Genomic DNA, 13,168 nt, shown 5'->3' on the forward strand with positions numbered 1-13,168 from the left:
GGCAATACAATGGATCAAAATCAAAATGAGGATCAACAAAATATTAATAAGACAACTTCAAATGGTTACTATTACAAACAAAAAAATAAAATCCCTTGGTATCAAAGTTGTCTTATCCCATTTATTTCTGGTATTTTAGGTGCGGTATTAATACTCGCATTATATATCGGCGGGACTAAAATAGTAGATGTATTTAGCAATTATAATGATGAAGCAAATATTACAAAAGCACCAGCTAATGAAAAAGGTGGCAATATTAAAGATAATAAATCAAGTAACAAATCCGTTTCTAAAATGATTGAAGATGTTTCACCTTCAATTGTAGGTGTTATAAACAAACAAAAAGCAAGCGGACTAGAATCATTTTTCGGTGGTAACAACTCCGAGGATTCAGATGGGTCTGGTGATTCAGAAGAAACGGGAACAGGTACAGGCGTGATTTATCAATCTAATGGTAATAGTACTTATATCGTAACGAACAACCATGTTATAGAAGGTGCAAATGAAATAGAAGTTCGCCTTCACAATGATAAATCAGTGAAAGCCAAACTTGTCGGTACAGATGTTATGACAGACTTAGCAGTATTAAAAATAGAAGGCAATTATAATATAAAACCAATTAAATTCGCAGATTCATCTAAAGTTAAAGCTGGTGAAACAGTATTTGCTTTAGGTAACCCATTAGGTGTAGAATTTGCAAACAGTGTGACTCAAGGTATTATTTCTTCAGAAGAACGTACGATGAATGTACAAACTTCTCAAGGTGGTACAGAAGCAACAGTTATTCAAACAGATGCTGCCATAAACCCAGGTAACTCAGGTGGCGCATTAATCGACTTAAACGGTAACCTTATCGGTATTAACTCAATGAAAATTTCAAGATCAGATGTAGAAGGTATCGGCTTTGCAATACCAAGTAATGAAGTAAATAATATCATTAAAGATATTATGGATGACGGTAAAGTAACACGACCTTATATCGGCATCAGCATGATTTCAATAGATGATATACCAAACCAATATAAGAAAGAATTAAATCTCACTACAGATAAAGGTGTTTACATTTCTGAAGTAGATAAAAAAGCAGACAACGGGCTTAAAAAAGATGATGTCATCACAAAAGTAGACGATAAAGATGTATCAGACGTTTCTGATATTAAAAATTATATCTACACTGAGAAAAAACCAGGTGACAAAATCACAATCAAATACATTAGAGATGGCAAAACACATACAACAAAAATCACATTGAAAGAACAAAACTAATTCAAAAAAGCATGCAACTCATATTGAGTTGCATGCTTTTTCTATATACATATTTCAAACTAGAATCCTCTACCTGCGCCACCGCCAGAGAAGCCGCCTCCTCCGCCGAAGCCACCTCCGGAGAATCCTCCACCTGAGAAACCGCCACCAGAACTACCTGATGAGCCTCCAAAGATAAATGGACCAGTCATACCGCGTCTTGTACCTCTTCTATTTCCACCTCTTGGAGGTCTACCGCCTCCATTTTTGAAGTAAATAATGAAGAATACAATAATAAATATGATAAAGATGATAAATGGTATTTTTCCTAACCCACTACTTTGTGGTTCGTCTTCTGTGAACTTTTTACCATCGTATCCGTAACTTTTAGCTACTTCATCCCACACTGCATCATATAAATTTGTTAAACCTTGACTGTAATAAGCGTTTGCTTTTTTAGTATCTTTAGTTTGAGCAGCTTTCTTTTGGTAAGGCATGAATTTAGAATCGATCAATTCCCCAACTTTAGAGTCATTGAGGACACCTTCAAGTCCATCTCCAACTGCTATATCAATACCTCTATTATTGTTCTCATTACCGTTATCCATATTTAATAGGATAACAATCCCACGATTATGCTTTTGGTCACCAACTTTATAGTGTCGCCCCGCTTCTAACGCATAATCTTGGCGAGGTGTTTGACCTATTGATTTCATCGTCATTAACAAGATATCTGCATCTGTTCCATCTTGTAATTTTTGACCTTTTTGATTAATTTTGTCTTTATCTTGATCAGACATTAATTTAGCATGATCTTGTACAAATACAGGCTGTTCTAACTTAGGAAATTTATCATCAGCTGCATGTACGACATAACTTAGTGAAAAAAAGCTAACAATAAGCAAGACACAAAATCGTTTAAACATTGATTTCATTAAGATTCGTCTCCGCCAAAGTCAACTTTTGGTGCATCTTTAGCTTCACCTTTGGCTTGGAAATATTCTTTCTTATCAAAATTAAACAATCCTGCTACGATACTAGATGGGAATCTACGAGTAGCTTGATTATATTCATTAATAGATTCATTATAATCTTTTCTAGCTACTGCAATTCTATTCTCAGTACCAGCTAATTCGTCTCTTAATCCTGTAAATTGCTTATCTGCTTTTAAATCTGGATAATTTTCACTGATAGCAAGTAAACGACTTAACGCACTATTAACTTCTCCATTTGCTTCTGCTTTTTCTTCTGGCGTATTCGCACCTGCTAATTTACTACGTGCATCTGATACATCTTTAAATACTTTTTCTTCATGTTTCGTGTAACCTTTAACTGTATCAACTAAGTTAGGAATTAAGTCAACACGTCTTTGAAGCTGATTATCAATATTAGATAATGACTTATCCGCTTCTTCTTCAAGTCCAACTAATCTATTGTATGGACCGATCATAAATAAGCCAATAATAACAATTACTGCTACAACAACAATAATTGGTCCTAAATATTTTTTCATTAAATGTCTCCCTTTCTTGTTATAAATAAATGGTCTTCTTTATTATACAATAAATACCATATGTATGCGAAAAAAGACTGAGACAAACATCGTTGTCTCAGCCATTAAAACTCATAAATATTAAACGTATTTAACCATTGTGTATTTCTTTTTACCTCTTCTAACAATTGTAAATTCATCATCTATTTTATCTTCGCTTGAAATCTCGTGGTTAACATCTTGAATACGTTCACCGTTTAAGTAGATTGCACCATTTGTGATATCTTCACGTGCTTGTCGTTTTGAAGGAGAAACACCTGCTTCAATAATAAAGTCAACAAGTTGTACAGTTTCAGAACTTACTTCAGCTGTTGGCACGTCTTTAAAACCTTCTACGATTTCAGATTTTGTTAATGATTTAATATCGCCTTTAAATAGTGCATCTGTAATTCTTTTAGCTTCTTCTACAGCTTCTTCACCATGTATAAAGCGAACCATTTCTTCAGCTAATACTTTTTGAGCTTCTCTTAAATGAGGTGCTTCTTCAACTGTTTTTTCAAGTCTTTCAATTTCTTCTCTATCAAGGAAAGTAAAGTATTTCAAGTATTTCACAACATCAGCATCTTGTGAATTAATCCAGAATTGGTATAACTCGTAAGCTGATGTTTTACTTCTATCTAACCATACAGTACCTGATTCAGATTTACCGAATTTTTTACCATCTGCTTTTGTAACAAGTGGAATTGTGAAACCGTAAGCTTCAGTGTCACCGTACATTCTTCTCATTAAATCTAATCCTGTCGTGATGTTACCCCATTGGTCTGAACCACCGATTTGCATTTTACAATCATAATTACGGTTTAAGTATCCGAAATCAATTGCTTGTAAAATCATGTACGTAAACTCAGTGTATGAAATACCTGTTTCTAATCTTGTCTTAACAGAATCTTTCGCTAACATGTAGTTTACACCCACGTGTTTAGCGTAATCTCTTAAGAATGAAATTAAGTCTATTTCTTTTAACCAATCTTTATTGTTAACAAGAATCGCTGAGTCTTCACCTTCAAAATCAAATATTTTATGCATTTGATTCATGATTCCTCTTACGTTAGCTTCAACTTGTTCATCAGTTTGTAATTTTCTTTCTTCTGAACGTCCTGATGGGTCACCAATCATACCTGTACCACCACCGACTAAGACGATTGGTGTGTGTCCATGGTTTTGGAAACGACGTAATGTTAAATATGGTAATAAATGTCCAATGTGCAAACTATCAGCTGTAGGATCTGCACCACAATATATTTTAACTGACTCTCTATTTAATAAGTCTTCAATTTCTTGTTCATCAGTTTGTTGATAAATTAAACCTCTCCATTTTAAATCTTCTAAAAGTTCATTTGTCATTATATTTCCTCCTCTAAAATAGAATATAAAAAAGCACCCTCACAAAAAATGTAAGGGTGCTTGAATACACGGTACCACCATACTTATGATGTAAATACATCATCACTCTTTAATGTTACGTACATTAAAAACGTTGAACTTGTTGTTATAAAGGTGTATTCATCATTATCACTTTATCAGTTCGCAGCACCACTGACTCTCTTAAAAAGAAAATAATCACTACTTCTCCTTTAGTTCATTACCTTATGCAATTAATTACAAAGTATAATGCTAACTTTTTTAAAAGTCAACACTAAACATATATGTTATAATATTGATGATTAGATTGGAGGTAAAAATTTGAGTTCAAATCAGTCTAAAAACAAACTTAAAGAACAATTTAATCGTTCAAGTAAGAAATATAAAGATACTTTTAAAGAAACAAAATGGTCCCCAAAACTCATATTCCATACTACATACAATGTAATAAGCAATTTATTTTTCATTATTGTATTTATTAGTTGTTTATTATTAGCTTTAGGATTGGGTATTGGCGGCGGATACTTCGCAGGACTTGTCAAAGATGAAAAAGTAATGTCTAAAAAAGAAATGAAGCAACAACTTTATTCAATGACAGAAAGTACATCTGTTTATTTTGGTTCTGGAGAGTCACTTGGTCGATTAAAAAGTGATGTCCAAAGGGATGTTATTAAAGGGAAAGACATAAGTAAGAATGTTAAAAATGCACTTATATCAACAGAAGATGAAGACTTCTATAACCATAACGGTATTGTACCTAAAGCTTTTATAAGAGCATCAGTACAAGAAGTACTTGGTAGTGCTAATTCTTCTGGCGGGAGTACATTAACGCAACAACTTGTTAAGAACCAACTTTTAACTAATGAAACATCATTTGAACGTAAAGCTAAAGAAATGCTACTTTCAATGAATGTTGAAAAGAACTTATCAAAAGAAGAAATTATTGATAGTTACTTAAATGTCGTTTCATTCGGAAGAAATTCAAATGGTTCTAATATAGCGGGTATTGAAGCCGCTGCTCAAGGTGTATTTGGTAAATCAGCTAAGAATTTAAACATCGCACAATCTGCGTATCTTGCTGGATTACCACAGAATCCATACACATACACACCTTTCTTACCGAATGGTGATTTGAAAGATGATGAATCCTTGAAATACGGCATCAATCGTCAACACTATGTTCTGAAAAGAATGTATCAAGAAGAAAAAATTACGAAAAAAGAATACGATGAAGCATTAAAATTCGACATCAAGAAATCATTTGTTGATAAAGTTGAAGAACCTAATCAGAAATATCCATTCTTAACTGAAGAAGTTGAAAAACGTACTGTCGATATCCTTAAATATCATTTAGCTAAAGAAGATAATATTTCTAAGAAAGAACTTGATCAAACGCCAGTTCTTATGACGAAATATACTGAAAAAGCTAATCAAGCTATGCGAACTGAAGGTTACCGTGTAGATACAACGATTGAAAAAGATATGTACGATAAACTTCAAGAAGTTAAAGATAATTCTGGTAGCTACTCTTGGGATAGAGAAGCAAGTTATACAAACAGTGAAGGTAAAAAAGCTTCCAAAGAGTTCCAACATGAAGTCGGTGCATTATTAAAAGAAAATCAATCTGGTAAAATTCTAGCGTTCGTTGGTGGTAGAGATTACGAAAAATCACAAATCAATCATGCAACAAGTGCTAAACGTTCACCAGGTTCAACAATGAAACCATTACTCACTTATGCACCAGCATTTGAAAATGGATTAATCACACCAAACACTGCCCTACTGGATAAAAAATTCGACTTCCAAGGTTATTCACCTGATAACTACGATAGAAGAGAATTTGGACCAGTAACAGCAGATTATGCTTTAAGAAATTCTTTAAACTTAAGTACTTTAAGATTGTATAGCAATGTTCAAGACTACAAACCATGGGAAAACTTAAATAAAATGGGTATGACCGTACCTAAAGATATCCAAGATGGTTTAGCCTTAACACTTGGTACAGCAGACTTCACATTAGAACAAGATGTGAATGGTTACAGTACTTTAGCTAATAAAGGTGAATATAATGAAAGTTATATGATTGAATCTATTAAATCACGAGATGGTGAAGTGATTTATCAACACAAAAAAGATCCTAAACGTATCTTTAGTGAATCAACAACATATTTAACAACAAGTATTTTAGAAGGTGTACTTGATGACGGTTCAGGTTATCAAATTAAGAATTCATTTGACGGTAACTGGGCTGGTAAAACAGGTACATCACAAGATGCTAAAGATAGCTTGTTTGTAGGCTATACACCAAAAGTTACACTAGGTATTTGGATGGGTTATGACCAACCAATAACATTTGATGAAGACAGTCATTATCAATTATTTATGTGGAGAGATATGGTTAATGCATTATCTTCTACAGATAGAGAAAAATTAGGATACGATAGTGAATTCTCTAGACCTAGCACAGTTAAAGAAGACACAATTTGCCAATACACAAATTCTACAGGAAGCTGTAGTAGTGGTGAATCTAAATCTTCTACATTAATATCTGACAAAGTCGATACTTCGAATAAAGATATTAATTCTGACTATGTATTAAAACGACTAGGACAAGCAATTGATACAAACACATCATCAAAAGTTAAACCTAAAGAACGCGTCTCTAAAAATTCTAAAGAAGCTTGGTCATATAAATCAAGCAGCAATAATAGTAGTTCAAACAGCAATAGCAAGCCATCCAGTGGTACAAGCACCGCACCACCAAGTGGCAATAATTAGATAAACTTTCTAGTTCAAAATAAATAACACCTCATTTTCAGTGAAAATGAGGTGTTATTTTTTGTTGACTTATATTCTATTTAGAATAATCCTACTGCAGAACCGTCTTCGTTAACATCCATATTTAATGCTGCTGGTTTCTTTGGTAAACCTGGCATTGTCATGATGTCCCCTGTTAATGCTACGATAAATCCTGCACCAGTTCTTGGTGATAATTCTCTAATTGTTATATCAAAGTCTACTGGTGCACCAAGTTCTTTTGGATCATCTGTAAATGAATATTGTGTTTTCGCCATACAAACTGGATATTTATCCCAACCGTTTTCTTTAATTGTCTTCAATTGTTTTAAGGCTTTATCACTGAATTTAACAGATCTACCGCCGTATACTTTCTGAACAATTGTTTCTATTTTTTCTTCTATAGATAAATCCAAGTCATAAAGATGTTTAAAGGATTGTGGCGTTTCTAATACTTTTAATACTTCTTTAGCAAGTTCGACGCCACCTTTTCCGCCTTTTTCCCAAACTTCTGTTAAAGCTACTTTTACGTTATTTTCTTTACACCAATCTAAGACAACTTGTACTTCATCATCTGTATCGTGAATAAACGCATTAATTGCTACAACAGGCTCAACGCCAAACTGTTTAATATTATTGACATGTCGTTCTAGGTTTACGATACCTTGTTGAACAGCTTGAACATTTTCTTCTTTAAGATCAGTTTTTGCTACACCGCCATGCATTTTTAACGCACGAATAGTTGCGACTATAACAACTGCACTTGGATCAAATCCAGCTTTGCGTGTTTTGATATTTAAAAACTTCTCTGCACCTAAATCTGAACCAAATCCACTTTCTGTTACGACGATATCCGCTAACTTTCTAGCAGTATTCGTAGCAATAATTGAATTACATCCATGCGCAATGTTCGCAAAAGGTCCACCATGTACTAATGCAGGTGTGCCTTCTATCGTTTGTACAATGTTAGGTTTTAGCGCGTCTTTTAAAATAAGTGTTAAAGCACCTTCTACTTTTAAATCACGAACCGTTACGGGTTGCTTATCCACATTATAGCCAATTGTAATGTTAGCTAGATTTTCTTTTAAATCTTTAATGCCGTTTGATAAACAGAATATAGCCATTATTTCAGATGCAACAGTGATATCAAAACCATCTTCTCTTGGTACACCTCTTGTTGGACCACCTAAACCAACTACAACTTGACGTAACTCTCTATCATTCATATCAAGTACACGTTTCCATTCAACTCGTCTAGAATCAATATTAAGTTCGTTACCTTGATAGATATGATTATCGATAAATGCTGACAACGCATTGTTTGCAGTCGTTATCGCGTGTAAGTCACCATTAAAATGTAAATTGATTTCTTCCATTGGTAAAACTTGTGCATAACCACCACCTGTTGCGCCACCTTTCATACCAAATACAGGACCAAGTGAAGGCTCTCTTAATACGACCATTACATTTTGATTAAGTTGATTAAAGGCATCTGCTAATCCAACCGTTACCGTTGATTTACCTTCACCAGCTGGCGTTGGACTTAAAGCTGTTACAAGTACAACTTTACCTTTTTCCTCTAGATCATTTAGCTTTGTAATATTAACTTTTCCTTTATAGTGACCATAAGGTTCCAAAGCTTCATGAGAAATCCCCACCTTCTCAGCTATTTCACTAATTGGTCTTAAAGTACTTTGTTTTGCAATTTCTAAATCTGATAAATGACTCAACATCGTTCACTCCTTAAATTTATATTACAAATTAAATATTAAATGACATATCCTAACACTATTAGGATATACAATTCACTCATAAAAGTCGATATGTAAGCTACTTTTATTCAAATTTCCCGTAAAAAAGATCACGCCAATTATATGACGTGAACTTTATTTAAATTAATCTTCAAGCGTAGATAAGTCACCTGCTGGTAAATCTAATTCCCAAGCTTTAAGTACACGTCTCATAATTTTACCTGAACGTGTCTTCGGTAATTTATCTTTAAATTCAATCTCACGAGGTGCTGCATGTCCAGCTAATCCTTCTTTAACAAACTTTCTAATTTCTTCTTTAAGTTCGTCTGATTCTTCATACCCATCTCTTAAAGCAATAAATGCTTTAATAATTTCACCTCTTACTGGGTCAGGTTTACCGATAACACCCGCTTCAGCAACAGCTGGATGTTCAACAAGTTTAGATTCAACTTCAAATGGACCTACACGTTCACCAGCAGTCATGATGACATCATCAACTCTACCTTGGAACCAGTAATAACCATCTTCATCTTTATATGCAGAATCTCCTGAAACATACCATTCATCATTGATAAAGTAAGAATCATATTTAGGTTGGTTATTCCAAATTGTTCTCATCATTGATGGCCAACCTTTTTTAAGGGCTAAGTTACCCATTCTATTCGGTGGTAATTCATTACCTTGATCATCTACAATTGCTGCTTCAATACCTGGTAAAGGTTTACCCATTGAACCAGCACGTATATCCATAGATGGATAGTTTACAATCATATGTCCACCTGTTTCAGTCATCCACCATGTATCATGTACTCTATGATTAAATACGTTATGTGCCCATTTAATAACTTCAGGGTTTAACGGTTCACCTACTGAAAGCACATGTCTTAATGAAGAAAGATCATATTTACTAACAACATCATCGCCAGCACCCATTAACATACGTAGTGCAGTTGGCGCAGTATACCAAATCGTTACGCCATATGTTTGAATAAAGTCATACCAGCCTTCTGGCGAGAATCTTCCACCGACGATACAGTTTGTAACACCATTTAACCATGGACTAAAGATACCATATGATGTTCCAGTTACCCAACCTGGGTCAGCTGTACACCAATAAATGTCATCTTCTTTAAAGTCTAATACATATTTACCAGATATATAATGTACGATCATAGCCTCTTGAACATGTAATACACCTTTAGGTTGTCCTGTAGAACCTGATGTATAATGTAAGATCAATCCATCTTCTCGATCTAACCATTCAATATCAAATTCTTCACTTGCTTGTTCAAATGATTGATTGAAATCAATGTATTCATCACTTACATCGTCATCTACAACGACAATATGTTCAAGGTTTGGTAATTCATCTTTCGGAATTCTACCAACTAAATCGTTCGTCGTAATGATAACTTTAGCTTCACTATTTTCTAATCTGTCTTTAACTGCTTTTTCCATAAAGGCTTCGAATAATGGACCTACAATAGCCCCAATCTTCAAAGTACCTAATAAAGAGAAATATAATTCAGGTGTTCTAGGCATAAATATAAATACTCTATCACCTTTTTGTACATTCGCTTCATTTTTCAAGACATTTGCAGCTTTATTACTCGCGATTTGTAATTCTTTAAATGTATAACTATCTTGTCTATTGCTATCTTTATAATGAAGTGCAATTTTGTCCCCTTTACCATTATCTACATGACGATCTATACATTCGTAAGCCATATTTATTTTTCCAGTTTCACTCCAACTGAAATTCTTTTCGATATCTTTCCAATTATGATTTTTTACTGTTTCATCATAATCAGCAAGGTTATAAGAATCATTTAATGCTTCGTATACTTCGACTTTCATTTAAATCTCCCCTTTTATGAATGTAATCGTTTTCAATAAAGCCTATTTACATTATAATATAAATAGATGATACTTTTCAAAAAAATTTGATTATTCAAAATACATATTACAAATATAGAATATCATACTTAATGAAAGGAGGTACAACATTGAAATTCAAGAAGACTTTTATATCTGAAACTGTCCCCTATGATAAAGACACAGATATTATCGTTGAAGGACCTGTACATCCAGATGAATTACGGAACATGACTTTTGATGAAGGACTCAATAGTTTTAGAGTATCTAAAGAACAATTTGAAGCGATCATTGAAATTGCTGAATTACCAGAAGGAAGAATAATTATTGCACGTATTGATCAACATATTATTGGTTATACAACATACTTATACCCTGACCCATTAGAGAGATGGTCAGATGGTAATTTACCGTATATTCTAGAATTAGGCGCTATTGAATTGTCTTTAGATTATCGTAAATATGGTCTAGGTAAAAAAATGCTTCAACTTGCTATGAAAGCACCAGAAATGGAAGATTTCATCGTCATTACAACTGAATATTATTGGCATTGGGATTTAAAAAACAGTGGTTTAGATGTTTATCAATATCAAAAAATCATGCATAAAATGATGGCTGAAGGTGGATTAGAAGTGTTTGCAACAGATGATCCTGAAATTATTAGTCATCCAGCAAATAGCCTAATGGCAAGGATTGGACAAAATATTCAACAAGAACAAATGGAAGCATTTGATAAGCTCAGATTTATGAATCGATTTTTCTTTTAGAGGGGGTTTAAATTTATGTTAGTTGAAAAAATTATGACATCACCTTGTACGACAATACAAAGTGATAAATCTATTGAAGATGCTTTAGTATTAATGACACAAAAAGAAATTAGACATTTACCGATTGTTGATGAAGAAGATCATTTACTCGGTATTATTTCTGATAGAGATATAAAAATGGCACTGCCTAGCATATTATCTGATGACGAGCCCAATAAAAGTTTGTCATTATCTGTTTCAAAAATTATGAGACGCAATGTGATACGTTGCCATCCACTTGATTTTGTAGAAGATATTGCACTAGATTTTTATGAAATGTCTATCGGTTCAATTCCAGTTATTCGAGATAATAAAGTAATTGGTATCGTAACCCAAAAAGATATGCTCAATACATTTTTAGAACTTACTGGCGTGACTATGCCTGGTTCTATTATTGAAGTACATATTGATGATAAAGTTGGCGCACTTCATGATATTACAAGAATATTTAAAGAACAAAATATTGATATCTTAAACGTTCTTGCATATGCAGATCAACAAGATATTAATAAGAGATACCTGATGTTACGAGTGAAATCAATGAATCCAGAGAAGATATACAAATTATTAGAAGAACAAGATTACCATGTCATCTATCCGTTTGGTATAAAAAATGACTAATGTTAAATATGTATATTCTGAAGATTTATTGAAATATCGTTTTTCAGATAGTCACCCTTTCAATCAAATGAGACTTAAATTAACAACTGATTTACTCTTTGATTTAGGGGTATTAACCGAAGCGCATATTATTCCACCTCGGGTAGCGACTGATGAAGAACTTCAACTCGTACATGAACCAAATTATATAGAAGCAATAAAGAAAGCTGGCAATGGTGAATTACCATTAGAAGAATATGATAAATACGGATTAAATTCTGAAGACACACCACAATTTGTAAATATGCATGAAAATAGTGCACGTGTTGTTGGTGGAACTTTAAGTGCAGTAGATGCTGTTATGTCTGGAGAAGCAACAAGAGCATGCCATCTTGGTGGTGGCTTACATCACGGCTTTAAAGGTAAAGCGAGCGGATTTTGTATATATAATGACAGCGCTGTTGCCATTCAATACATGCAATCAAAGTATAATCAACGCGTCTTATATATTGATACAGACGCTCATCATGGCGATGGCGTACAATGGTCATTTTATACAAACGAAGACGTCATGAACTATTCTATACATGAAACTGGTCGATACTTATTTCCAGGCACTGGTGCGTTAACAGAACGCGGTGATGGTAAAGGATTTGGAACCACAGTCAATGTACCATTAGATGCTTATACAGAAGACGATTCATACATAGACGTCTTTAAAGATACAGTAGAAGCCGTTTGTAAAGCATATAAGCCAGATGTCATACTTAGTGTAAATGGTGTGGATATACATTATTTAGATCCACTCACACATTTGAGCTGCACACTTGATACATTGTATAAAATACCTTATATCGTTAAAGGTTTAGCAGACAAATATTGTGATGGCAAAATCATTATGATTGGTGGCGGTGGCTATAATATATGGCGCGTTGTACCTAGAGCGTGGTCACATGTATGGTTTGCACTAAATGACCTACAAACACCTGAAGGCTCGCTACCAGATTCATGGTTACAAAAATACCAATCACACGCACCATTACCACTACCTTCAACTTGGATAGATGAAAAAGAAGACTATACTGAAATACCAAGAAGAACAGAAATAACAGAAAAAAATAATAATACTAAATTAAGAATATTAGACTGGTTTAATTAAATATTAAAAAAGACGACTGAAA

10 protein-coding genes and 1 other annotated feature are annotated in these 13,168 nt (G+C 33.6%); of the genes, 5 read left to right on the top strand and 5 right to left on the bottom strand.

Translation table 11 applies throughout. From position 1 onward, the window contains the following. Positions 1 to 9: 9 nt before the first annotated feature. Entirely contained in the window at positions 10 to 1,266 is a 1,257-nt protein-coding gene (locus LQ679_RS02220) for a S1C family serine protease (protein ID WP_239762025.1), read from the top strand. Positions 1,267 to 1,325: 59 nt separating this feature from the next. Here the strand turns inward: LQ679_RS02220 and LQ679_RS02225 are convergent, their stop codons facing one another. The 3 genes from LQ679_RS02225 to tyrS form a co-directional block, all read right to left on the bottom strand. Beyond that, positions 1,326 to 2,180 carry a TPM domain-containing protein gene (locus LQ679_RS02225; RefSeq protein WP_239762026.1) on the bottom strand — a complete coding sequence of 285 codons (855 nt, stop codon included), beginning with the start codon at positions 2,178 to 2,180 and terminating at the stop codon, positions 1,326 to 1,328. Next, on the bottom strand, positions 2,180 to 2,758 hold the full coding sequence (locus LQ679_RS02230; RefSeq protein ID WP_049318639.1) for a LemA family protein: 579 nt from the start codon (positions 2,756 to 2,758) through the stop codon (positions 2,180 to 2,182). The genes LQ679_RS02225 and LQ679_RS02230 overlap by 1 nt, the downstream gene beginning before the upstream one ends. 120 nt (positions 2,759 to 2,878) lie before the next feature. Beyond that, the gene (tyrS, locus tag LQ679_RS02235) at positions 2,879 to 4,141 is read right to left on the bottom strand and encodes a tyrosine--tRNA ligase (RefSeq protein WP_103361687.1); all 1,263 of its coding nucleotides are present in this window, start codon (positions 4,139 to 4,141) and stop codon (positions 2,879 to 2,881) included. A gap of 49 nt (positions 4,142 to 4,190) precedes the next feature. Continuing rightward, positions 4,191 to 4,380: a binding site (T-box leader), on the bottom strand. 100 nt (positions 4,381 to 4,480) lie between these two features. On the opposite strand from tyrS, the gene LQ679_RS02240 reads away from it, so the two are divergent. Beyond that, positions 4,481 to 6,937, top strand: coding sequence for a transglycosylase domain-containing protein (locus LQ679_RS02240; RefSeq protein ID WP_107565170.1), 2,457 nt, complete (start codon positions 4,481 to 4,483; stop codon positions 6,935 to 6,937). 80 nt (positions 6,938 to 7,017) lie between these two features. Here the strand turns inward: LQ679_RS02240 and LQ679_RS02245 are convergent, their stop codons facing one another. Together LQ679_RS02245 and acsA are read right to left on the bottom strand one after the other, a co-directional pair. Continuing rightward, positions 7,018 to 8,685, bottom strand: coding sequence for a formate--tetrahydrofolate ligase (locus LQ679_RS02245; protein ID WP_239762027.1), 1,668 nt, complete (start codon positions 8,683 to 8,685; stop codon positions 7,018 to 7,020). Positions 8,686 to 8,850: 165 nt separating this feature from the next. Beyond that, positions 8,851 to 10,563, bottom strand: a complete 1,713-nt coding sequence (gene acsA / locus LQ679_RS02250) for an acetate--CoA ligase (RefSeq protein WP_239762028.1) — start codon at positions 10,561 to 10,563, stop codon at positions 8,851 to 8,853. 149 nt (positions 10,564 to 10,712) lie between these two features. Here acsA and LQ679_RS02255 point away from each other — a divergent pair, with 149 nt between their 5' ends. Genes LQ679_RS02255 through LQ679_RS02265 form a run of 3 tightly spaced genes read left to right on the top strand, consistent with a single transcriptional unit; the run spans position 10,713 to position 13,146 of the window. Continuing rightward, complete coding sequence (locus LQ679_RS02255) at positions 10,713 to 11,348, top strand: GNAT family N-acetyltransferase (RefSeq protein WP_239762029.1); 636 nt, start codon at positions 10,713 to 10,715, stop codon at positions 11,346 to 11,348. 15 nt (positions 11,349 to 11,363) lie between these two features. Then, positions 11,364 to 12,008 carry a CBS and ACT domain-containing protein gene (locus LQ679_RS02260; RefSeq protein WP_075578034.1) on the top strand — a complete coding sequence of 215 codons (645 nt, stop codon included), beginning with the start codon at positions 11,364 to 11,366 and terminating at the stop codon, positions 12,006 to 12,008. Next, positions 12,001 to 13,146: an acetoin utilization protein AcuC gene (locus tag LQ679_RS02265; protein ID WP_204189080.1), complete on the top strand. Its 1,146-nt coding sequence runs from the start codon at positions 12,001 to 12,003 to the stop codon at positions 13,144 to 13,146. The genes LQ679_RS02260 and LQ679_RS02265 overlap by 8 nt, the downstream gene beginning before the upstream one ends. Positions 13,147 to 13,168: the final 22 nt, after the last annotated feature.

This window comes from Mammaliicoccus sp. I-M35, assembly GCF_022386455.1.
GTDB classification, from domain to species: Bacteria; Bacillota; Bacilli; order Staphylococcales; family Staphylococcaceae; genus Mammaliicoccus; species Mammaliicoccus sciuri_A.

Bases quoted from the DNA above. Each gene is read 5' to 3' on its own strand.
- LQ679_RS02220 (WP_239762025.1), top strand. From the start codon at position 10: ATGGATCAAAATCAAAATGAGGATCAACAAAATATTAATAAGACAACT.
- LQ679_RS02225 (WP_239762026.1), bottom strand. From the start codon at position 2,180: ATGAAATCAATGTTTAAACGATTTTGTGTCTTGCTTATTGTTAGCTTT.
- LQ679_RS02230 (WP_049318639.1), bottom strand. From the start codon at position 2,758: ATGAAAAAATATTTAGGACCAATTATTGTTGTTGTAGCAGTAATTGTT.
- tyrS (WP_103361687.1), bottom strand. From the start codon at position 4,141: ATGACAAATGAACTTTTAGAAGATTTAAAATGGAGAGGTTTAATTTAT.
- acsA (WP_239762028.1), bottom strand. From the start codon at position 10,563: ATGAAAGTCGAAGTATACGAAGCATTAAATGATTCTTATAACCTTGCT.
- LQ679_RS02260 (WP_075578034.1), top strand. From the start codon at position 11,364: ATGTTAGTTGAAAAAATTATGACATCACCTTGTACGACAATACAAAGT.
- LQ679_RS02265 (WP_204189080.1), top strand. From the start codon at position 12,001: ATGACTAATGTTAAATATGTATATTCTGAAGATTTATTGAAATATCGT.